Source organism: Marinobacter koreensis, assembly GCF_023156285.1.
In the GTDB taxonomy this organism is placed as follows: Bacteria; Pseudomonadota; Gammaproteobacteria; order Pseudomonadales; family Oleiphilaceae; genus Marinobacter; species Marinobacter koreensis.
On record NZ_JAKZAJ010000001.1, the window covers coordinates 1 to 22,495 of the forward strand.

Genomic DNA, 22,495 nt, shown 5'->3' on the forward strand with positions numbered 1-22,495 from the left:
CGCAACGCCGTGCTGGTGTCCAACGACAGCCCGGTACTGCTGGACCACTTCCTGAACGCCGCCATCGAGGTGGACATCGACGCCATCTCCGACGGCACCGACGTGGTCATTGGCGGCATCATGCAGCACATCGAACAGGCCGGCGTCCACTCCGGTGACTCCGCCTGTTCACTGCCGCCGTACACCCTGTCCCAGCAGGTGCAGGATGAGATGCGCGACGCCGTCAAGAAGATGGCCATCGAGCTGGACGTGGTGGGCCTGATGAACGTGCAGCTGGCCTGGCAGGACGGCGAGATCTACGTGATCGAGGTGAACCCGCGGGCCTCGCGGACCGTGCCGTTCGTGTCCAAGGCCATCGGTGTCTCCCTGGCGGCCGTGGCGGCCAGGGTGATGTCGGGCAAGACGCTGAAGGAACTGAACTTCACCCAGGAGATCGTACCGACCTACTACGCGGTGAAGGAATCGGTGTTCCCGTTCAACAAGTTCCCGGCGGTGGATCCGATCCTCGGTCCGGAAATGAAGTCTACCGGTGAGGTCATGGGCCTGGGCGACAGTTTTGATGAGGCCTTTGCCAAGGCAGCGTTGGCGGTGGGCGAACGCCTGCCGGAGCAGGGAACAGCCTTTATGTCCGTGCGTGACGTGGACAAGCCGGGTGCAGCCAAGGTGGCCCGCGACCTGGTGGATGCCGGTTTCCGGATCATCGCCACCACCGGTACTGCCAAGGCCCTGAAAGAGTCGGGGATCGAGGTGGATCCGGTGAACAAGGTCCGCGAAGGGCGTCCCCACATCGTGGATGCCATCAAGAACGGCAAGGTTCAGCTGATCATCAATACCACCGAAGGCCGCAAGGCGATTTCCGACTCGGCGCAGATTCGCCAGTCGGCCCTGCAGGCCAAGGTAACCTATACAACGACCCTGGCGGGTGGCGAAGCCTTCTGCCGGGCCATCAAATTTGGCCCGGAGCGTACCGTTCGTCGCCTCCAGGAACTACACGCAGGAAAGTAAATCATGGCTGACAGAGTACCGATGACCAAGGCGGGTGAAGCCCGCCTGCGCGAGGAGCTGAAAAAGCTGAAGTCCGACGATCGGCCCAAGGTGATTGCGGCTATCGCCGAGGCTCGTGAGCACGGCGATCTCAAAGAGAATGCCGAATACCATGCCGCCCGTGAGCAGCAGGGTTTCATCGAGGGGCGGATCCAGGAAATCGAGGGTAAGCTGGCGTCGGCTCAGGTGATCGACGTTACTACCATGGAAAATACCGGCAAGGTGATTTTCGGCACCACCGTTCACCTTATCAATGTGGATACCGACGAAGAAGTTACCTACCAGATCGTGGGCGAGGATGAGGCCGACATCAAGCAGGGTAAGCTGTCTATCTCGTCACCGATTGCCCGTGCCTTGGTGGGTAAGGATGAAGGCGATGTGGTAGCCATCCGTGTCCCCTCCGGTACTGTCGAGTACGAGATTTCGGAAGTCGAGTACATCTGACTCCGGACTGCTCCGGAATAAAAAAGCCGACTCCGTTCGTTCGGAGTCGGCTTTTTTGTCGGCGGCGCCCTGGGGCGCCGATCAGTGCTTGTGACGCAGCAGGTTGGAGAGCTTCGGGTTGGGCTTTTTCGCGCGGCGCAGAATCACGGCGATTTTTCCGATGCTCTGCACCAGCTCGGCTCCTGAGGCCTCGCACAGGGCATTGATCGCTTCCTGACGGACATCGCGATCCGGGCTGGCGATCTTCACCTTGATGAGTTCATGGTCATTCAGGGCCCGCTCCAGTTCTTCCTGGAGTCCCTCGGACAGGCCCTTGTCACCCACAATGATCACGGGTTTGAGGTTGTGGGCGATCGCCCGGTATTCCCGGCGCTGTTCCGGTGAAAGGCTCATGATGGAATCTCTTTATCGGTGCAATTAATAAAACGCCGGCAACGTGTTTGCTGGCATAATCGTATAATCGGCGGATTGTAACAGATCCCCGGGTCCCGGAAATGGCTGTTAACCCGTATCAGTGGCGGGCGTTGGCCGAACAGGAACAATCGGAGGTGAATTTGGCTCGGTCCAAGTCCAGTGACCGCTGGCTCAAGGAACATTTCGACGACGTCTGGGTCAAAAAGTCCCAGGAAGACGGCTATCGCTCCCGTGCCAGCTACAAGCTGATAGAGTTGGATGCGAAAGACAAGCTGTTTCGGCCCGGCCAGTTGGTGGTCGACCTGGGTGCGGCACCCGGAGGCTGGTCCCAGGTCGCCGTGGAGAAGGTTGGTGACAGTGGCGTCGTGATCGCCAGCGATATCCTGCCGATGGATCTCATTGCCGGCGTTGACTTTGTGCAGGGCGACTTTACCGAGGATTCGGTCTTCGAGGCGCTGCTGGATCTGCTCGATAATCGCCGGGCCGACGTTGTAATTTCCGATATGGCGCCCAATATGAGTGGTATGGCTGCAGTCGATATCCCGAAAGCCATGGGTCTGGTTGAGCTTGCGCTCGATATGGCCCAGCGGGTACTGCGGCCTGGTGGCGTGTTTGTGGCCAAGGTGTTTCAGGGTGAAGGCTTTGATGCCCTTTTGGCAGACATGCGAGGCAGCTTCAAGACGGTTGTCAGCCGAAAACCGGATTCATCTCGGGCCCGGTCCCGCGAGGTCTATCTGGTCGGTAAGGGCTTCAAAGGCTGATCGCAATGCGATGGGTCTGTGGCTGTTACGGATGGGCCGTTTCTGGTGGACAGGCGTACAATTGGTGTAAGGTGTCGAAAAGGGTGTCTTTGCGAAGGTGTCCTTCAATTCACAGGTGATGATCCTTGAACGATATGGCAAAAAATCTGGTTCTCTGGCTAATCATAGCCGCGGTTCTGCTGATGGTGTTTCAGAATTTCTCTCCCACCACCAGCGGGCAACAAGTCAACTATTCGCAGTTCGTGCAAATGGTCCAGCAGGGTCAGGTGCAGCGGGTAACCATCGATGGCCTGGATATCCAGGGCACCAAGGGTGATGGATCCCAGTTCCGGACCATCCGTCCCCAGGTGGCGGACAACAAGCTGATGGACGATCTGCTGGCGAACAACGTCGAGGTCATCGGTAAAGAACCGGAGCGTCAGAGTCTCTGGACGCAGCTGCTGGTTGCGGCTTTCCCGATTCTCATCATCATCGCCCTGTTCGTGTTCTTCATGCGACAGATGCAGGGCGGTGGCGGCGGCAAGGGCCCCATGTCGTTTGGCAAGAGCAAGGCCCGCCTGATGAGTGAAGACCAGATCAAGACCACCTTCGCCGACGTCGCCGGTGTCGACGAAGCGAAGGAAGACGTCAAGGAGCTGGTGGACTTCCTTCGTGATCCGAGCAAATTCCAGCGCCTTGGTGGTCGTATTCCCAAGGGCGTTCTGATGGTCGGTCCTCCCGGTACCGGTAAGACACTGCTGGCGAAAGCAATCGCCGGCGAGGCGAAGGTGCCGTTCTTCTCGATCTCGGGTTCCGACTTCGTGGAAATGTTCGTGGGTGTCGGTGCCTCCCGGGTACGGGATATGTTCGAGCAGGCCAAGAAGCAGAGCCCCTGCATCATCTTTATCGACGAAATCGATGCCGTCGGTCGTCACCGTGGTGCCGGCATGGGTGGTGGTCACGATGAGCGTGAGCAGACCCTTAACCAGCTGCTCGTTGAGATGGATGGTTTCGAGGGCAATGAAGGTGTGATCGTGATCGCGGCCACCAACCGTCCGGACGTTCTGGATCCGGCGCTGCTGCGCCCGGGTCGGTTCGATCGCCAGGTGGTGGTCAGTCTGCCCGATATCATCGGACGCGAGCAGATCCTCAAAGTACACATGAAGAAAGTTCCGCTGGCCGACGGGATCGATCCGGCCGTCATCGCCCGCGGTACCCCCGGGTTCTCGGGTGCCGATCTGGCAAACCTGGTGAACGAGGCCGCGCTGTTCGCGGCTCGCCGGAACCAGCGTCTGGTGTCCATGGAGGAGCTGGAGCTCGCCAAGGACAAGATCATGATGGGCGCCGAGCGCAAGTCCATGGTGATGAGCGAGAAGGAAAAGCGGAATACGGCCTATCACGAGTCCGGTCACGCCATTGTGGGTCGACTGGTGCCAGAGCATGATCCGGTCTACAAGGTGAGCATCATTCCTCGCGGACGGGCGCTGGGTGTGACCATGTTCCTTCCCGAGGAAGACAAGTACAGTCACTCCAAGCGTTACCTGATCAGTTCGATCTGCAGCCTGTTCGGTGGTCGGATCGCCGAGGAGCTGACGCTTGGTTTCGAGGGCGTCACCACGGGTGCTTCCAATGATATCGAGCGGGCGACCAGCCTGGCTCGAAATATGGTGACGCGCTGGGGCCTGTCTGAGAAACTCGGTCCGCTGCAGTATGATACCGACAGTGAAGAGCCGTTCCTCGGGCGTTCCGCTGGTCAGGCCCATACGGTCTATTCACCCGAGACGGCCCAGCGTATCGATGAGGAAGTCCGGAACATCATTGACGAGTGCTACTCCACTGCGAAGCAGATCCTGATCGATAATCGGGAAAAGCTCGACATGATGGCCGAAGCCCTCATGAAGTACGAAACCATCGATCGTTACCAGATCGACGACATCATGGAGGGGCGTGAGCCCCGGCCCCCGAAAGGGTGGGGTGACAACGGTCCGACTGGCGGTGTTCAGGTCGAAGAGCCGGAGAAAGCGCCCGAGTCCAAGGGGGCTGACGACGGTCGCCAGCCGGGCGTGGGACGGCCGGCTGGGGAGCACTGACCCACTTCTGACCGTATGGTCGATTGATTGCGCCGCCCGGCTTCCGGGCGGCGTTTGTTTTTGTCTTACCTGAAAATATCACTTCGAGATTGGTTCGCTATGGAAATGAATTTTGCCGGGCGGGTGCTGGATTTGTCCCGCTGCCATGTGATGGGAATCCTGAATGTCACGCCGGACTCTTTTTCTGACGGTGGAAGATTCAATTCCCCGGAGGCGGCACTGGTTCGGGCCCGGCAAATGGTCGCCGATGGCGCTACTTTCATTGACGTCGGCGGGGAGTCCACCCGGCCGGGAGCGGCGCCGGTGTCGTTGCAGGAGGAACTGGACCGGGTGTGTCCCGTCGTCGAAGCCATTGCCCGGGAACTGGATACGGTGATTTCCGTGGACACCAGTGCGCCGGAAGTCATGGCCGAGACCGCCCGGCTCGGTGCTGGCCTGATCAATGACGTCCGGGCACTGCAGCGTGAAGGTGCGCCGGAGGCCGCTGCGAGTGCCGATATACCGGTATGCATCATGCACATCCAGGGGGAGCCGGATTCGATGCAGGATCGTCCTGCCTACCGTAACGTCCGGCGGGAGGTCAGCTCCTTCCTCACCGAGCGCATGCGAGTGGCAGAAGCGGCTGGTGTCCGACCCGAGAACATAGTGCTGGATCCGGGGTTCGGCTTTGGAAAAACGCTGGAACACAACCTCCAGTTGCTGGCTTCCATGGAACAGTTGCACATCCTCGGGCACCCGCTGCTTATCGGTATCTCCCGCAAATCCATGCTGGGCCAGATCACCGGGCGAGACGTTGATGAAAGGTTGCCTGCAAGCCTCGCCGCCGCGACAATAGCCGCCATGAAAGGTGCAGGCATTGTGCGTGTTCACGACGTGAGGGAAACCGTCGATGCCATCCGGGTGGTGGCCGCGATGAAGGAGGCAGAATTATGAGTGACAGGAAGTATTTTGGTACCGACGGCATCCGTGGCCGGGTTGGGGCGTTTCCCATCACGCCGGAGTTCATGCTGCGCCTTGGCTGGGCGGCTGGCCAGGCGTTCAAAAAGGATGGGCAGCGAAACAGTGTCTTGATTGGCAAGGACACCCGTTTGTCCGGTTATATGTTCGAGTCTGCCCTCGAGGCGGGTCTCTCCGCGGCCGGTGTGGACGTGAAGCTGCTGGGGCCCATGCCAACGCCGGCAATTGCGTACCTCACCCGGACCTTCCGCGCGTCCGCCGGTATCGTCATCAGTGCCTCTCACAATCCCCACGAGGACAACGGTATCAAGTTCTTTTCTTCGGCCGGGACCAAGCTGGATGACGCCCTGGAGGCCGAAATCGAACGGTGGCTCGATCGCCCGCTACAGGTCTGTGAACCCTCTGAGCTTGGCAAGGCATCCCGTGTGGATGATGCGCCGGGCCGATATGTCGAGTTCTGTAAAAGCACCGTACCCAACGAGTTCACCATGGACGGCCTGCACATCGTGCTTGATTGCGCCCACGGCGCGACCTACCACGTAGCGCCGAAGGTGTTCCGGGAGTTGGGGGCCAGGGTGTCCGTGATTGGTGCCGAACCCGACGGGTTGAATATCAACCTCAATGTCGGTTCCACCCACCTGGAGGCACTGAAGCAGGCTGTGCTGGAAAAGAAGGCCGACCTGGGTGTGGCCTTTGACGGTGACGGGGACCGGGTACTCATGGTGGACCGGGATGGCTCAGAGGTTGATGGTGACGAACTGCTGTACATCATTGCCTCCCAGCGCCATCTCGAAGGCCGGTTGAATGGCGGAGTGGTTGGCACCCTGATGACCAATCTCGGCGTCGAGCTTGCGCTCAAGGAAATCGGCATTGAATTCGAGCGGGCCAAGGTGGGAGATCGCTATGTGATGGAGCGGCTCCTGGCGAACAACTGGCTCCTCGGTGGTGAGGGTTCAGGTCATATGGTTATCCGGGACTGCACCTCGACCGGTGACGGGATCGTCTCGGCGCTTCAGGTCCTGCTGGCCATCGATAAATCCGGAAAACGTCTGGGTGAGCTTCGCCAGGGAATGAGCAAGCTGCCACAGAAAATGGTAAACGTGAGAGTTGCGGAGCGTTTTGATCCTCTGGCGAGGGCCGAGATCGTCGATGCAATCCGCGAGGCCGAAGCCCGGTTGGGGGATAGTGGCCGGGTGCTGCTCAGGCCGTCCGGGACCGAACCACTGATTCGGGTGATGGCCGAAGGTCAGGTCGAGTCGGAGATCGTTCGGGTCGTCGAGGAGCTGGCCAGAATCGTTGAGCGCTCCTGCTCCTGATATTTTGTATTTTCAGATGGTTGTGTGTGGGCGGGTGCTGCTGTATAGTTCGCCCTCCCTCACGTTCGGGAAAGGATATGCGACGCAAGATCGTAGCCGGAAACTGGAAGATGAACGGGTCTCAGGACCTTGTCCGCAGCCTGGTTGGTGATGTGAAAGCCCGGTTGAGTGGGCTTGATAATGGTGTCGAGGCTGTTATTATTCCACCCGCTCTGTATGTTGAGAGTGTTAAGGGGTTGTCTGGCGATTCCCTTGGTGTTGGTGTCCAGAACGTGAGCCAGTGGGCGTCTGGTGCGTTCACCGGAGAGATTTCCGCTGATATGGCGAAAGATCTGGGCTGTGACTGGGCGCTGGTTGGACATTCCGAGCGCCGTCAGTACTTCGGGGAAACCGATGAGCTGGTCTCGGCCAAGGTCGGACGGGTTTTGCAGAGCGGCCTTCAGGTTGTTCTGTGTGTTGGTGAAACCCTTGAAGAGCGCGAGCGCGGCGAAGCGAAAGCCGTCGTGTCATCCCAGGTGGCCAGTGGGCTTGCTGGTGTGGAAGCGGATCAGTGGTCGAGAGTCGTGGTTGCCTATGAGCCGGTTTGGGCGATAGGGACCGGAAAGACCGCCACATCGGAAGACGCCCAGAGTATGCATGCCGAAATCCGTCGGGTGCTGGCTGACATGGGTGCGCCGTCGGAGCAGATTTCAGTGCTTTACGGCGGCAGCGTAAAAGCGGATAATGCGGCCGCGCTTTTCGCCGAGCCAGATGTAGACGGCGGTTTGATCGGTGGCGCATCGTTAATTGCTGAAGAATTTGTGAGTATTTGCCGGTCGATGCCGGCGAGTGCCAAAGACTAAAGTGTCGCGAGAATTGTTATGAGTTGGTTGGAAACACTGGTTGTCGTTGTGCACGTGGTGATTGCCATAGCGCTCGTAAGCCTGGTCCTGATCCAGCAGGGTAAAGGTGCAGATGCTGGCGCAGCCTTCGGTGGCGGCGCTTCGCAGACCGTGTTCGGCAGTCAGGGGAGCGGAAGCTTTCTGACCCGCCTGACCACGATTCTGGCGATCGTGTTTTTTGTGACGAGTTTTTCGTTGGGCGTTTTTGCCAAGCAGCGCGCTGAAGTTGCCGGTGATGTGGGTGTTCCCGTTGCCGAAGAATCTTCCGCGCCGGCGCCTGCCAAGCAGGATAAGCAGGCCTCGGCGCCGGCTGATCAGGCAGACCAGAAGCAGTCCAGCGACACCGAGAGTGGGAAGAGTTCCGATCTTCCGACTCTCGAGTAAAGAATGATGCCCGGGTGGTGAAACTGGTAGACACGCTATCTTGAGGGGGTAGTGGCGCAAGCCGTGCCGGTTCGAGTCCGGCCCCGGGCACCATATCAAGAAGAAACGGCTTGGATTTTCCAGGCCGTTTTTTTTGGTCAGTCCTTGACCAGTTCCGTCGGCGTCTCTATACTCCGGCGGATATTGGAGCCGGTGCCGTTAGTGCCCCGGTTTCCTGGCAGGCCAGGTGTCTGTCAGCAGGAAGTGATTTGGTGTTTTTCTTCCTGTGAGTTCTTGCAACAAAGAGCCCCAATTCAGGGGCTTTTTGATTAAGGGGCCTGGCGCATCGGGCCCTGGTGCATAAAAAGGGCTGATCAACAGCCCTTTTTTTGTTTGTGGGCCGGTTAAAAATTCCGAAATGGAGATGGCGTTACTTTGTCAGCCAAGCTTAAACAACTGGAAGATCTGCTTCGCCCGGTCGTCGAAGGGTTAGGGTACGAGTTCTGGGGAATTGAATTCCGCTCCCAGGGTCACCATTCCCTGTTGCGAGTCTTTATCGACGATGAGGAGAACGGCATTGGCATTGATGACTGCGAGAAAGTGAGTCGTCAGATCAGTGGCGTCATGGACGTCGAGGACCCAATCCAGACCGAATACACGCTGGAAGTATCATCGCCGGGTATGGATCGTCCTCTGTTTCGTCTCGAACAATACGAGGCATTTGCAGGCCATCAGGTGCAGATTCGTCTGCGCATGGCCTTTGAAGGCCGACGCAAGTTTCAGGGCCTGATCAAGGGTATCGAGGGAGAGGATGTGGTGATCGTTGTCGATGATCACGAATACGTGCTGCCGTTCGACAGCATTGAGAAGGCGCACATCATTCCCGTTTTTGAGTGATTCGCATTGAACAAGTCTGTAGACGCACAGTTTATTTTGAGGGCAGGGCAATCCAATGAGTAAAGAGATCTTGCTGGTGGTCGAATCCGTCTCGAACGAGAAGGGTGTCGAGAAGGACGTCATTTTTGAAGCGATCGAGCTGGCGCTCGCTACCGCTGCAAAGAAGCGCTATGAAGACGAAGAAGCCGACATCCGGGTTGCCATTGATCGCCGGACCGGTGAGTACGAGACGTTCCGCCGGTGGCTGGTTGTCGACAACGATCAAGTGCCGGCCCTCGGGACGGAGCTGACGCTTCAGGAAGCGGAAGAAATCGACAAGAACCTGAAGCCGGGCGATCTCTACGAAGAGAAGGTCGAATCCGTCTCCTTCGGTCGCATTGGTGCCCAGGCAGCAAAACAGATCATTTTCCAGAAGGTCCGGGAAGCCGAACGGTCCAAGATCGTGGACAGCTACCGGGATCGCGTTGGTGAGCTGGTGTCCGGCACCGTAAAGAAAGTGACCCGCGACAATGTCATCGTCGATCTGGGCAGCAACGCCGAAGCACTGCTGCCCCGTGAGAACCTGATTCCCCGTGAAACGTTCCGCATGGGCGACCGGGTGCGTTCCCTGCTGCTGGAGATTCGTACGGACCACCGTGGGCCGCAGCTGATTCTGAGCCGGACCGCGCCACAAATGCTGGTGGAACTGTTCCGCATCGAGGTTCCCGAGATTGCCGAGGAACTGATCGAAATTCGTGGGGCTGCCCGTGACCCGGGCTCCCGGGCCAAGATTGCGGTCAAAACCAATGATCGCCGTATCGATCCGGTGGGCGCCTGTGTGGGCATGCGTGGTTCCCGTGTTCAGGCTGTGTCCAACGAGCTTGGCGGTGAACGTGTCGATATTGTGCTGTGGGACGACAATCCGGCCCAGCTGGTTATCAACGCCATGGCCCCTGCCGAGGTGGCATCCATCGTGATCGATGAGGATCGGCACACCATGGACGTGGCCGTGGCCGAGGACAACCTGGCCCAGGCCATTGGTCGTAACGGTCAGAACGTGAGGCTGGCTACCGAACTGACGGGCTGGACTCTGAATGTCATGACCGAAGAGGAAGCGGGTGAGCGTCAGGAGCAGGAATACAACCGCCTGCTGGAGCGCTTTACTTCGAACCTGGATGTCGACGAGGAGTTCGCCGGCGTTCTGATCGAGGAAGGCTTTACCTCACTGGAGGAAGTCGCCTACGTACCCATGGAGGAGATGCTGGCGATTGAAGGTTTCGACGAAGAGACCGTGACCGAACTCCGGCGCCGGGCAAAGGATGTCCTGTTGAACCAGGCCATCGCAAGCGAGGAGGCACTTGAGGGTTCCGAGCCGGAGGATGATCTCCTGGAAATGGACGGTATGGATCGCGCTCTGGCATTCAAATTGGCAGGTATGGGTGTTCGCACCATGGAAGACCTGGCTGAGCAGTCGGTGGACGACCTGCTCGAGATCGAAGGTATGGATGAAGAGCGTGCCGGTCAGTTGATTATGACGGCGCGTGCCCCCTGGTTTGAAGACCAGGCTTAATTCGGGAGGAGGACCAGTATGGCTGAAGTGACGGTAAAACAACTGGCCGAGGATGTAGGCGCTCCCGTGGATCGTTTGCTGAAGCAGATCGTTGAAGCAGGACTGAAAGCCCGCTCCGAAGACGATTCTGTGACCAGCGATGAGAAGCAGCAGTTGCTGACCTATCTGAGAAAAACCCACGGTGAGGCGGATTCAGAACCCCGCAAGATCACCCTGAAGCGCAAGACCACGACAACTCTCAAGGCCGGTAAGGCCAAGACGGTGAACGTGGAGGTTCGCAAGCGTCGCACGTACATCAAGCGCGCTGAGTTGCAGCCTGAAGCGGAAGCGCCCAAACCGGAAGAGACGGCTGACGAAGCGGTAATCGCTGAGAGCCCGGCTCCGGCAGCTGAGGAGGCACCGAAGGTGGCCGCAGAGGCTTCGTCGACGGAGGCCGAGAAGCCTTCCGAGCCTGATGTGGCTGCCAAGACTGAAGCTCCGGCTACCGAAGAGCCGGTCGCCGAGGCTGCTGAAGCTCCTGTAGAGCCTGCGGTTGCCCCGGAGGACGTGCCCATCCCGCCGCCTGAAAAAGAAGGCAAGGATCGCAAGCCCAAGAAGAAGAAGGAAAAAGGGCGTGATCGCGGTGAAGAAATCGAAGAGGGCAAGCCGAAGAAGAAGCAGGCTGGTCATCGTGGTCCTCGCAGTCGTCCGGTAGAAGAGCCGGTGATTCTGTCGGAGGACGAGGAAGAATCTGCGCCGCGTAAATCGCTGCGTATGAAAAAGAAACCCAAAGAGAAGCGTCATGGCTTCGAGAGGCCGACCAAACCAATGGTCAGAGAAGTAGAGATTCCTGAAACGATTACCGTAGGCGATCTTGCACAGCGTATGGCCGTCAAGTCGGCCGACGTTATCAAGACCCTGATGGGCATGGGCGTGATGGCCACCATCAACCAGGCTCTGGATCAGGAGAGCGCCATTCTGGTGACCGAGGAGCTGGGGCACAAGGCCAAGCCGGTCAGCGAGGACGCCTTTGAAGAGGAAGTGCTCAGCGAACTTACCGGCGAATCCGAAGGCCGCGAAAAGATCAAGCGTGCCCCCGTGATCAGCGTCATGGGTCACGTTGACCACGGTAAGACCTCTTTGCTGGATTACATTCGCCGCACCAAAGTCGCGTCGGGCGAATCCGGTGGTATCACCCAGCATATCGGTGCCTACCATGTAGAGACCGACCACGGCATGGTGTCCTTCCTGGATACCCCGGGCCACGCGGCGTTTACGGCCATGCGTGCGAGGGGTGCTCAGTGTACGGATATCGTTATCCTGGTGGTGGCCGCTGATGACGGCGTCATGCCGCAGACCAAAGAAGCGGTTGATCATGCTCGCTCTGCGGGCGTGCCGATCGTGGTCGCCATCAACAAGATGGATAAGGAAGAGGCGGATCCGGACCGGATCAAGAATGAGCTCGCGGGCATGGACGTGATCCCGGAAGACTGGGGTGGAGACACCCAGTTCGTTCCGGTATCGGCCCATACAGGCCAGGGTATTGATGAGCTGCTCGAAGCGGTATTGCTTCAGGCCGAGATCCTTGAACTGGAAGCGTCCCCGGATGCACCGGCCAAGGGTGTGGTGGTTGAATCCAGCCTTGAACGTGGTCGTGGCTCCGTCGCCACGGTTCTGGTTCAGAACGGTACCCTGCGTCAGGGCGACATGGTTGTTGCTGGCTCCTTCTTCGGTAAGGTTCGTGCCATGACCGATGAAGCCGGCAAGCAGGTCAAGGAAGCCGGGCCTTCCATCCCGGTGGAAATCCTGGGTCTGAATGGCACTCCGGACGCCGGGGATGAATTCTTCGCGGTCGCGGATGAGAAGAAGGCCAAAGAACTGGCCGAATTCCGTCAGACCCGTGAGCGTGAGCAGCGTCTGCAGCGCCAGCAGGCTGCCAAGCTGGAGAACATGTTCGAGAACATGGGCAAGGACGAGGTCAAGAACCTCAATGTGGTTCTGAAGACCGACGTTCGTGGTTCCCTGGAGGCCATCACCAAGGCGCTGCTCGATCTGGGCAACGACGAGGTGCAGGTCAAGATCGTGTCCTCCGGTGTCGGTGGTATCGCCGAGACCGACGTCAGTCTGGCTGCAGCGACCAATGCCGTCATTTTCGGTTTCAACGTTCGTGCCGACTCGGCTGCCAAGCGCCTGGTCGAGCAGGAAGGCCTGGATCTGCGGTACTACAGCATCATCTACAACCTGATCGATGACGTGAAAGCTGCCCTGACCGGTATGCTGGCGCCGGAGTTCCGTGAGGACATCGTCGGTATCGCCGAGGTTCGTGATACCTTCCGCTCGCCGAAGTTCGGCCAGGTTGCCGGCTGTATGGTGGTCGAAGGCACGGTCTTCCGTAACAAGCCGATTCGGGTACTTCGGGACAACGTCGTGATCTTTGAAGGTGAGCTGGAGTCCCTGCGCCGCTTCAAGGACGACGTCCAGGAAGTCCGCAACGGCATGGAATGCGGTATCGGTGTTAAGGGATACGATGTAAAAGTCGGCGACCAGATCGAGGTCTTCGACCGCGTCAAGGTTGAGCGCAAGCTCGAATCAACGGGGGCCTGATGGCACGCGAGTTCAGTCGTGTAGATCGCATTGGCGATCAGATGCAGCGGGAGCTGGCCCAGCTCATCCAGCGGGAAGTCAAAGACCCGCGGGTGGGTATGGTGACGGTCAATGACGTGAAAGTCAGTCGTGACCTGGGCTATGCCGACATTTACGTGTCGCTGTTGTCGACCGAAGAGTTGACCGAGGAATCCCCGGAAGTGAAGGAATCGCTGGCCGTGCTGAACAAGGCGGCTGGCTTCCTGCGCGGTCAGGTGGGGCGCGCCATGAAACTCCGCGTGGTTCCCCATCTGCGCTTTCACTTCGATACCCTGTTGGGGCAGAGTCGGAAAATGGATCGGCTTATTCGTGAAGCGGTGGGCGAAAAGCCGGCCGTGCCACGGGATGACAACGACGATCCGGTATCGGGTAATCCGGAGCGCGACGCTTGAGCCGGAGACGTAAGGGACGGGACGTCAATGGCATCCTGGTGATTGATAAGCCCCAGGGTGTTACGTCCAACGGTATTCTGCAGCAGGTCAAGCGTCTATACGGGGCCGCCAAAGCCGGTCACACAGGCGCCCTGGATCCGCTCGCGACCGGGGTGTTGCCACTGTGCTTTGGCGAGGCGACCAAGTTCTCCCAGATGATGCTGGACAGCGACAAGGCCTATGTCACCACGGCACGACTGGGTGTCCGTACCGAGACCGGTGACAGTGAGGGCGGGGTCGTCGAAGAAAAACCTGTACCTCCACTGACGAAAGAAGCGGTGGAAGAGGTGCTGGACCGGTTTCGCGGTGACATTGCCCAGGTCCCTTCCATGTATTCGGCCCTCAAGCACAAGGGGCGTCCACTCTACGAATACGCCCGGGAGGGTATCGAAGTGGAGCGCCCTGCAAGGCCGGTGACCATTCATGAACTTACCCTGCTTGAGCTGCGGGATCAGGAAATGGATCTCGCGGTCAGTTGCACCAAGGGTACGTATATTCGCTCACTCGTCGAAGACATCGGCGAAGCGCTCGGCTGTGGCGCTCATGTGAGCGCCCTGCGCCGGACCATGGCATCCGGCTACACCCTGTCGAATGCCCATATTGTCAGTGATCTGGAAGCCATGAGGGAACGAGGCGAAAGTCTCGACGGCCTGCTTCTTGCACCCGACAGTGCGCTCTCGATGTTTCCGGAAACCCGTCTGGGCGGGTCACCACTGGTGTCGATATTGAACGGCCAACAAGTTAGAATAGAAGGTCAAGTCGACAAGGGTTTCGTTCGCATTTACGGTGATCGGGGCTTTGTCGGGTTGGCGGAAGCTTTTCCGGACGGCGAGCAAACGGTTCTCGTGCCTCGTCGGCTGGTAAAAGGCAGCGCCGGACGATAGTCAAGGTGCTGTTTAGCCGGGCTGTAGAGATGCGCGGTTCGGCCGGATTTACAAGCATCGCAACCAATGAGGTGAAATATGGCACTTTCTGCCAATGAAAAAGCACAGATCGTTAAGGATTTTCAGCAAGGCGATGGCGATACCGGTTCCCCTGAAGTTCAGGTGGCACTGCTGAGCGCCAACATCGACAAGCTGCAGGATCACTTCAAGGCCAACAAGCAGGATCACCATTCCCGCCGTGGCCTGATCCGGATGGTAAACCAGCGTCGTAAGCTGCTGGACTACCTCAAGCGCAAGAACGCTGACCGTTACCTGGACCTGATCCAGCGTCTGGGCCTGCGTCGCTAATCCGGTCTTTACGACCTGGGGCCTGTTTCCGGTGCGGAAGCAGGCCATCAACCGGCAACCCTCGGGGGCCGGTTGAGCTTTTCCCCGCACCCTTGAAAATCTGCAGCTGATTTGTCGGTGATTTCCAGGGTTCCCTGTCGTAACCGAAAGCCGAAATTGATAGCAGGTTGTTGAAAAGCCCCGGCCCGTTTCTGGTGCCATTGTCATCCCAGGGTTTTTGCAACAGCCTGTTAGCTTTCAGACGGGTTGCCTGCCGATATCCCAAGAATCCTGCAGCTCTCAGTGTTTTCCGGATGAACCGGAAAGCACGTTGTTTATTTGACATATTCGCAGGAGTTTTTCGTGGAATTGAAACCTGTTACGAAAACATTTGAGCTGGGCGACAAGACCGTCACCCTTGAGACCGGTCGCATTGCGCGTCAAGCCACGGGTGCCGTTCTGGTCACCATCGATGACGTATCCGTGCTGGGTACCGTCGTTGGCGCCAAGGAACCGAAGCCGGGCCAGGGCTTTTTCCCGCTGACCGTTAACTACACCGAGAAGACCTATGCCGTGGGCAAGATCCCGGGTGGCTTCTTCAAGCGCGAAGGTCGTCCTTCTGAGAAGGAAACCCTGACCAGTCGCCTGATCGACCGCCCGATTCGTCCGCTGTTCCCGAATGGCTACATGAACGAGGTTCAGGTCGTGCTGACGGTAATGTCGGCCAACAAGACCCAGGACCCGGATATTGCCGCGATGCTGGCAGCGTCTGCCGCGTTGGCCATTTCCGGTATTCCGTTCGATGGCCCGATCGGTGCGTCACGCGTTGGCTTCACCGATGAGCGCGGCTACTTCCTCAACCCGACCTTCCAGGAACTCGAGACCTCTCAGCTGGATATGGTTGTGGCCGGTACCGAAGATGCGGTTCTGATGGTTGAGTCCGAAGCCAAGGGCCTCACCGAGGACCAGATGCTGGGTGCGGTGCTGTTCGCCCACCAGCAGATGCAGACTGCGGTTACCGCTATCAAGGAATTTGCGGCAGAGCATGGCAAGCCGCGTTGGGAGTGGCAGCCTGAGACGGAAAATACCGAACTGCTGAACCTGATCAAGGGTGAGTTCGCCGGTGCCATCGAGGAAGCCTATAGCATCCGTGACAAGATGGCCCGCTACACTCGTCTGGGTGAGATCAAGTCAGCCGCCGTCGAGAAATTTGCCGGTGAAGAGGAAGGCCAGCCTTCCGAGGAAGAGGTCAAGAAGTACTTCGGCAAGATCGAGAAGACCGTGGTTCGCCAGCAGGTTCTCGATGGCAAGCCGCGTATCGACGGACGTGACCACAAGACCGTTCGTCCGATCGAGATCGAAGTAGGCGTCCTGCCCAGCACCCACGGTTCTGCCCTGTTTACCCGTGGCGAGACCCAGGCCATTGTGACTGCTACTCTGGGCACTGCCCGTGACATGCAGATCATCGATGCCCTCGAGGGTGAGCGCAAGGATCCGTTCCTGTTCCACTACAACTTCCCTCCGTATTCGGTCGGTGAAGCCGGTCGGATGGGCAGCCCGGGTCGTCGCGAGATCGGTCACGGTCGTCTGGCCAAGCGTGGTGTTGCCGCGGTCATGCCGACGATTGAAGAATTCCCCTACACCATCCGTGCGGTTTCCGAGATCACCGAATCCAACGGTTCCAGCTCCATGGCATCGGTGTGTGGTTCCAGCCTGGCGCTGATGGACGCGGGCGTGCCCCTCAAGGCGCCGGTGGCCGGTATTGCCATGGGCCTGGTCAAGGAAGGCGACAAGTTTGCTGTTCTGACCGACATTCTGGGTGATGAAGATCACCTCGGCGATATGGACTTCAAGGTTGCCGGTACCAAAGACGGTGTCACCGCTCTGCAGATGGACATCAAGATCAACGGCATTACCGACGAGATCATGGAACTCGCCCTGGAGCAGGCCCACGAAGCGCGCCTGCACATTCTGGGTGAGATGAACAAGGTGATCGCCGAGTCGCGTCCGGAACTGTCCTCACGCGCGCCGAGCATTACGACCATCAAGATTCATCCGGACAAGATCCGTGACGTCATCGGTAAGGGTGGTTCCACCATTCGCGCCATCTGTGACGAGACCGGAGCCTCCATCGATCTCGACGACGATGGCAATGTGAAGATCTATGCCGATAACCAGGAAGCCGCTCAGGCTGCGGTAAACCGCGTCAAGGAAATCACGGCGGAGATCGAGGTCGGCGCTATCTACAAGGGTCGCGTTGAGCGCATCGTTGATTTCGGTGCTTTCGTGAACATCCTGCCTGGCAAGGATGGTCTTGTGCACATTTCCCAGATTTCAGATCGTCGGATCGAGAACGTCATTGACGAGCTCAGCGAAGGTCAGGAAGTGCTGGTGAAAGTGCTGGATGTCGATAACCGTGGTCGCGTCAAGCTGTCCATGAAGGAAGTCAAGGAAGGCGAGCAGCCGACCGACTTTTCTGAGTGAGCCCTGTGGCCGGTCGGTGACCGGCCCTGGCATTGAAAAACCCGCCAATTTGGCGGGTTTTTTCGTTTCAGTCTCCGGTCTTTTCGAGAAACTCCAGAAGCGCCTGTTTGTAGGCCGGTATCACAAAAGTTGATGCGTGAGGCGTATCGGTTCGGAGAAATTCTTTGGGCTCCTTTGCTGCCTGGTAAAGTGCCAGACCGTCATGGAACGGGATAATCCCGTCTCGTACGCTGTGAATGATCATGACCGGCACGGGACTTATGTCGCCGATGCGGTCCACCCCTTCATAATCGTCCGGTATGGTCCAGCTCAGGGGGATCTGGAACGGCCAGGTCAGCCAGAAACTGCCCAGCTTCTCGCGGGCGATGGCCCGGAATCCCGCAAAGGTGCTGTCGAAAATGGCACCTGAGAGGGGCGGCTGTTCGCCCCGCGTTTGCCATTCGCTGGCCAGCGCGATGCCAAGCCCGCCGCCAAGGCTTTGCCCGAGGAGAAACAGGGGGCCTTGTTGTGCTGGGGGATAGGTCGCCAGCCACCGCATTCCCACTTCCACGTCGTGCAATGAACCCTCCAGGTCAGGTGAACCCGTGGATTCTCCGTAACCCCGATAGTCGATCGTAAAAACGTTATAGCCCTCGGGGGGGAGCCAGGCCACGTTGAAGATGTGGCTGCTGATGTTCTGGGCGTTGCCGTGCAGGTAGTAGATCGTGCCTTTGGGGGCTGACCCTTTGGTCTGGGCCGGAAGCCACCATCCATGCAGGGTTTCGCCATCGGCGGTGTCGAGATAGATGTCCTGGTAGTCCAGGTTGAGGCGGTCCGGGGTAACGTAGGTGACCTTGTCCGGATAGAAAAATACGCTGCTGCAGCCGCTTTGACTGATGGCGGCCGCAACCAGTGTGATTGTGATGAGCAGTCGGCGAACGATCAGAAATAGAGATGAAGCCCGGCTTGCCATGTGCTCTGGTACCTGTCGTAGTGTCTTTCCCGGTTGAACTGGCCATACAGGCTGATGTCCCGGGACACATGCCAGGAGGCACGTGTGTACAGTTCATCCTGCCGGTGCTGGCTGCTTACAATCCAGGCTTTGGATCGAACGCCGAGCATGGTGCTCAAACGGGTCCCTTGATGGATGAGGCCGAGATCGGCTCCCGGCGCGAAATCGTATCCGCGCTTCAGGTCATCATCCACTTCCAGATCTGCGGTGCCCATGGCATAGCCCTGTAGCCAGGGGCCGAGCCGCCAGCTACCGCCGGCGCCGCCATCGAGATAGGGCGATAACACCCGCTTGTCGACGGTTTCCGTTCGCCGTGCGCCGACGCCCACCTGCCAGGACAACGGGGAGAAGAACTGGTTGCGGGGGCTCAGGGATCGGATTTCGACTGCCGTCAGCTGCTCCAGCTGGAGTTCGTCGTTATCAGTGTAAAGACGGGCGTCCAGACGAAGAAACTGGAGCTGCGCGCCGGGTCGATATCCTTCCGGCGGGTCCAGCAGGTCGTGATAGGCCGGCCGTACCGTCAGTTGGGTAAAATTCCGGTCGTCGAGTCGACCTCCACCCAGGCTGAGCCGGAAAGTATCGTGGCCCTGGTCGTCCCGGACCTCCGGCTCCGGGGGGCTCGGGATCGGATCGACATCCTGGATCTGGCTGCGGGCTACCAGGAGATTGCGCGACAAAGGTGCTGAATAGTCTCTGGGCCACGCTTCCTCGGTGCTCTGATAGCGCACGTAGTCGTAGGTGGCGTCGAGCACGTGGGCCCGCGCCTCATCGCTGAGGGCCGTCAGTTCGGGACCATCGGGTTTTACATAGCCATTGGCGATAGCGGCGGCAAGCGTCTGCTGATCGTCGGGAAGAGTAGAGACTTCATAGCTCACCGTCGTGCTCGCCGATGGCCGGTAATAGACCTGCTTGACCAGATTCTTGTCGACGACCCAGCGGACCGTATCGGACGGAATGGCGTGGGTGGTCACCTTGTCCAGCAGGTTGGTGCCTGGCCTTGCCACATCAATGAGTGCAAGGAGGCGGTAGGCGCAGTTTTCGTCGAAAAAGTAGTAATCGAAATTCTTGTCCTCGACTTCCCAGGCGTGGGCAAGAAGGCGGTCTACCTCTTCGTCGGTGAGATTGAGTCGGTATTCCCACAGATCCCGGTTTTCGATGTCTGAGTAGAGTTTGACCTTTTCATAGTAGGGCTGGACGGTGGTGATCCCCGGATAACCGCCGAAGATGCCCCGATAGGCAAACATCAGCTCGTTGTCCCTTGCGCCGGCATCGGCGGCGTAGGAAATGGTGTTGGCGAGCAAAAGATTGGTGTGTTCATCATCGCCTGGCGGATCGAGCCGCAGGAAAGTGTGGCCAAACATGGATGACGGACTGTTCAGATAGGAGGCCGCGAACACCAGGGTCACGGTTTCTGTGTTCAGCTTTGACCGCCAGGCATCGTACGCGGGACAGGAAACCTTGGTCCGGGGCAGTTTGAGGGTCTTGCGAAGCCACGCATCCCGGGCCGGAAAACGGCACCGAGCGTGCTTGTCGCCTCCGCCCGGTTTCTGGATGGCAGTCAATGTGGCTTCGAGCTCCGCCTCTGGCGAATGTTTTCCGTTTTGACTGAGGAAAAACGCGGGATCATCAGCCTGGCTGGTATACCCGTCTCCGAATGTATCAGGCCTGTAATTGCCAAGGGTAAGCCAGACGGGATCTTTCGACAGTGTTTTCAGGTTGGGGTGTTCGGCGGCCTGGAGTTGAACGCTGAACAAGAGCCACAGCAAGGCGTGCCCGGTACGACGGAGGGTAGTGCCCATGGGAAATGATCTATCCGGCCTGGTAAAGAGAGTGATGAGGCGCCATCCATGGCGCCGTGTCATCCCTGGATGAGAGCGTGATTACGCGGGAACGTACTTGCTCAGGTTCTGGTCCTGCTCCATCAATGCGAGGATAGCGTCCACCGCCTGGTCGGACGTGGTGTCAGAGCTCGGGAAAATCGTTGCGAAGTTGTCCTGCATTACCTTACGGAAAGTGCCACGGTCGGCTTCGTCAACACCCATCAGAACGGCGAGTGTATCGAGGTTTTCACCGGAGCCGCGGGACATGTCACGCGCTACCTTGTCGATATTGCTGTTCATGTACATGGCCATGGACTGAACGGCCTCGTTGGTGCGACAGCCCAGGGTGCCAGTGGTCATGCCGAACGTCTGGTTGCCAAAGGTACCATTGGTGGTGGCGGCCAGAACGTGTGGAGCAATACCGGACTGACCCTTCCAGATCATGGCGCCAACACCACAGCCTGGCTGGGCGAAGGCCATGGAAGAGGCACCCAGAAGAATTGCACCTGCGATCAGTTTTTTCATTATCCACTCCTTGTATTGATTTTGCTGTCGTCGCATTGACCGCCGGGCCAGCTCAAAGGCCGGCCCGGCAGAAACGGCCCTGACGGGATCCTGTGGAGACAGGGAGACCGTTATCTGGAGTATAGTTCAAAACTGCGATTAGGAAATGTAGCAGTCGATGACTGGTTGATTTTTTTGGAAAATCGGGAGTAAAAAACAGGGCTTCCGGAGAAGCCCTGTTTCATTCAGAGGAGAAAACCAGCGGATCAGCCGCCCAGATAGGCGTTCCGGACGTCCGGATTGGCCAGCAGGTTGGCGCCGGTATCGTGCAGCCGGATCCGCCCCGTTTCCAGTACATAGCCGCGGTCAGCCAGGCTGAGGGCCTGGTGGGCATTCTGTTCCACCAGGAAGACCGTAATGCCTTCTTCCCTGAGCTGGCCAATGATCTCGAAGATCTGCTGGATTACGATCGGCGCCAGTCCCAGCGACGGCTCATCCAGGATGATCATCCGGGGCTTGCTCATCAATGCCCGGCCGATGGCCAGCATCTGTTGCTCGCCACCCGACATGGTGCCGGCGCGCTGGTGCTCGCGCTCCTTCAGGCGGGGAAAGAGCTCGTAGACGTGGTCCTGGCTCTTCCGGATCTCGGCCTTGCTGTTGAAGAAGCCCCCCATATGGAGGTTTTCCTCGACGGTCAGGCCGGAGAACACCCGGCGACCTTCCGGGACAATGGCAATACCCGATCGCATGATGCTGGCGGTCGGCGCGTGGGTAATGTCCCGGCCTTCGAGAAACACACTGCCGGAACTTGCCTGCGGCGATCCGCAGACGGTCATCAGCAGAGTCGTCTTGCCGGCGCCATTGGCGCCGATGAGCGATACGATCTCGCCTTGATTGACCTCAACGGAAACACCGTGCAACGCCTCGATCTTCCCGTAATGGGTATGAACATTCTCAAGTACTAGCATGGTTATTCCTCAGGCCTCACCCAGATACGCTTTGATCACGTCGTCGTTGTTACGGATCTCTTCCGGTTTGCCGCTGGCCAGGGGGCGCCCCTGGTTGATGACATTGATCCGGTCGGAGATGTCCATGACAAGACTCATGTCGTGCTCGATCAGCACCACGGACACGTTGTAGTCCTCTTTCAGGCTGACGATCAGCTGATTGAGGTCTTTCGTTTCCGCCGGGTTGAGGCCTGCGGCGGGCTCATCAAGCATCAGCAGCTTGGGCTCGGTCACCATGCAACGGGCGATCTCCAGCCGACGTTGCTGGCCATACGCCAGGTTGCCGGATTCCCGGTTGGCCAGATCGATCAGGCCAACACGCTCCAGCCAGTACCGTGCCCGTTCCAGGGATTTTTTCTCCCGTTCCCGGTAATCCGGCGTTTTCAGGAGACCCGCGATCAGGTTGGTGTTCAGGTGCCGATGCTGGGCCACCAGCAGGTTTTCCACCACGGTCATGCTGCTGAACAGCCGCACATGCTGGAAGGTTCTCACCATTCCCAGTCGGGATATTTTGTAGTCGGGTTTGCCCTGGATTTCCTTGCCCTGAAAAATGATCTTGCCGCCGGTTGGCCGGTAAAACCCGCTCAAGCAGTTGAAGACGGTTGTTTTACCGGCCCCGTTGGGGCCGATGATCGAGACAATTTCCCGTTCCTGGACATCCAGGGATACCTGGTCCACCGCCAGCAGGCCGCCGAAGCGCATGGACAGATTCTGTACTTCAAGCATCGTC

General features: G+C 58.6%; 21 protein-coding genes and 1 tRNA gene. 16 read left to right on the plus strand and 6 right to left on the minus strand.

Annotated elements, in window-relative coordinates:
• Positions 1-1,005: ATP-binding protein (locus tag MLD04_RS00005; protein ID WP_248153385.1), on the plus strand; the 1,005-nt coding region annotated here is incomplete at its 5' end.
• A gap of 3 nt (positions 1,006-1,008) precedes the next feature.
• On the plus strand, positions 1,009-1,488 hold the full coding sequence (gene greA, locus MLD04_RS00010) for a transcription elongation factor GreA (protein WP_227498010.1): 480 nt from the start codon (positions 1,009-1,011) through the stop codon (positions 1,486-1,488).
• 81 nt (positions 1,489-1,569) lie between these two features.
• Here the strand turns inward: greA and yhbY are convergent, their stop codons facing one another.
• The gene (gene yhbY, locus MLD04_RS00015; RefSeq protein ID WP_008939484.1) at positions 1,570-1,881 is read right to left on the minus strand and encodes a ribosome assembly RNA-binding protein YhbY; all 312 of its coding nucleotides are present in this window, start codon (positions 1,879-1,881) and stop codon (positions 1,570-1,572) included.
• 161 nt (positions 1,882-2,042) lie between these two features.
• Between yhbY and rlmE the strand changes: the two genes are divergently transcribed.
• The 14 genes from rlmE (at position 2,043) to pnp (ending at position 17,443) form a co-directional block, all read left to right on the plus strand.
• Positions 2,043-2,663, plus strand: a complete 621-nt coding sequence (gene rlmE, locus MLD04_RS00020; protein WP_248153389.1) for a 23S rRNA (uridine(2552)-2'-O)-methyltransferase RlmE — start codon at positions 2,043-2,045, stop codon at positions 2,661-2,663.
• A 125-nt stretch (positions 2,664-2,788) separates the two neighbouring features.
• Positions 2,789-4,732, plus strand: coding sequence for an ATP-dependent zinc metalloprotease FtsH (gene ftsH / locus MLD04_RS00025; RefSeq protein ID WP_248153392.1), 1,944 nt, complete (start codon positions 2,789-2,791; stop codon positions 4,730-4,732).
• Positions 4,733-4,831: 99 nt separating this feature from the next.
• Complete coding sequence (folP, locus tag MLD04_RS00030) at positions 4,832-5,665, plus strand: dihydropteroate synthase (RefSeq protein ID WP_248153395.1); 834 nt, start codon at positions 4,832-4,834, stop codon at positions 5,663-5,665.
• On the plus strand, positions 5,662-7,005 hold the full coding sequence (gene glmM / locus MLD04_RS00035; RefSeq protein WP_248153397.1) for a phosphoglucosamine mutase: 1,344 nt from the start codon (positions 5,662-5,664) through the stop codon (positions 7,003-7,005). Before folP ends, glmM begins: the two co-directional genes overlap by 4 nt.
• A gap of 77 nt (positions 7,006-7,082) precedes the next feature.
• Positions 7,083-7,847 carry a triose-phosphate isomerase gene (gene tpiA, locus MLD04_RS00040; protein ID WP_248153401.1) on the plus strand — a complete coding sequence of 255 codons (765 nt, stop codon included), beginning with the start codon at positions 7,083-7,085 and terminating at the stop codon, positions 7,845-7,847.
• 18 nt (positions 7,848-7,865) lie between these two features.
• A complete protein-coding gene (gene secG, locus MLD04_RS00045) occupies positions 7,866-8,270 on the plus strand; it encodes a preprotein translocase subunit SecG (protein WP_248153403.1) in 405 nt (134 codons plus the stop codon).
• 8 nt (positions 8,271-8,278) lie between these two features.
• Positions 8,279-8,363, plus strand: a tRNA-Leu gene (locus tag MLD04_RS00050).
• A gap of 321 nt (positions 8,364-8,684) precedes the next feature.
• Positions 8,685-9,146: a ribosome maturation factor RimP gene (rimP, locus tag MLD04_RS00055; protein WP_248153405.1), complete on the plus strand. Its 462-nt coding sequence runs from the start codon at positions 8,685-8,687 to the stop codon at positions 9,144-9,146.
• A gap of 55 nt (positions 9,147-9,201) precedes the next feature.
• Positions 9,202-10,695, plus strand: a complete 1,494-nt coding sequence (gene nusA / locus MLD04_RS00060) for a transcription termination factor NusA (protein ID WP_248153408.1) — start codon at positions 9,202-9,204, stop codon at positions 10,693-10,695.
• Between the two features lie 18 nt (positions 10,696-10,713).
• Entirely contained in the window at positions 10,714-13,278 is a 2,565-nt protein-coding gene (infB, locus tag MLD04_RS00065) for a translation initiation factor IF-2 (protein WP_248153411.1), read from the plus strand.
• On the plus strand, positions 13,278-13,709 hold the full coding sequence (gene rbfA / locus MLD04_RS00070; RefSeq protein WP_248153413.1) for a 30S ribosome-binding factor RbfA: 432 nt from the start codon (positions 13,278-13,280) through the stop codon (positions 13,707-13,709). Before infB ends, rbfA begins: the two co-directional genes overlap by 1 nt.
• Complete coding sequence (truB, locus tag MLD04_RS00075; RefSeq protein ID WP_248153415.1) at positions 13,706-14,632, plus strand: tRNA pseudouridine(55) synthase TruB; 927 nt, start codon at positions 13,706-13,708, stop codon at positions 14,630-14,632. The genes rbfA and truB overlap by 4 nt, the downstream gene beginning before the upstream one ends.
• 78 nt (positions 14,633-14,710) lie before the next feature.
• The gene (gene rpsO, locus MLD04_RS00080; RefSeq protein WP_248153418.1) at positions 14,711-14,980 is read left to right on the plus strand and encodes a 30S ribosomal protein S15; all 270 of its coding nucleotides are present in this window, start codon (positions 14,711-14,713) and stop codon (positions 14,978-14,980) included.
• Between the two features lie 348 nt (positions 14,981-15,328).
• Positions 15,329-17,443: a polyribonucleotide nucleotidyltransferase gene (pnp, locus tag MLD04_RS00085; protein WP_248155345.1), complete on the plus strand. Its 2,115-nt coding sequence runs from the start codon at positions 15,329-15,331 to the stop codon at positions 17,441-17,443.
• A 67-nt stretch (positions 17,444-17,510) separates the two neighbouring features.
• Here the strand turns inward: pnp and MLD04_RS00090 are convergent, their stop codons facing one another.
• The 5 genes from MLD04_RS00090 to livG all read right to left on the minus strand — a co-directional run bounded on the left by MLD04_RS00090 (position 17,511) and on the right by livG (position 22,491).
• On the minus strand, positions 17,511-18,395 hold the full coding sequence (locus MLD04_RS00090; RefSeq protein WP_248153420.1) for an alpha/beta hydrolase: 885 nt from the start codon (positions 18,393-18,395) through the stop codon (positions 17,511-17,513).
• Positions 18,365-20,233: an Lnb N-terminal periplasmic domain-containing protein gene (locus MLD04_RS00095; protein WP_248153422.1), complete on the minus strand. Its 1,869-nt coding sequence runs from the start codon at positions 20,231-20,233 to the stop codon at positions 18,365-18,367. The genes MLD04_RS00090 and MLD04_RS00095 overlap by 31 nt, the downstream gene beginning before the upstream one ends.
• An 81-nt stretch (positions 20,234-20,314) precedes the next feature.
• A complete protein-coding gene (locus tag MLD04_RS00100) occupies positions 20,315-20,779 on the minus strand; it encodes a DUF3015 domain-containing protein (RefSeq protein WP_248153424.1) in 465 nt (154 codons plus the stop codon).
• Between the two features lie 245 nt (positions 20,780-21,024).
• Entirely contained in the window at positions 21,025-21,726 is a 702-nt protein-coding gene (locus MLD04_RS00105) for an ABC transporter ATP-binding protein (RefSeq protein ID WP_248153426.1), read from the minus strand.
• 9 nt (positions 21,727-21,735) lie between these two features.
• Complete coding sequence (gene livG / locus MLD04_RS00110; protein WP_248153428.1) at positions 21,736-22,491, minus strand: high-affinity branched-chain amino acid ABC transporter ATP-binding protein LivG; 756 nt, start codon at positions 22,489-22,491, stop codon at positions 21,736-21,738.
• Positions 22,492-22,495 lie beyond the last annotated feature (4 nt).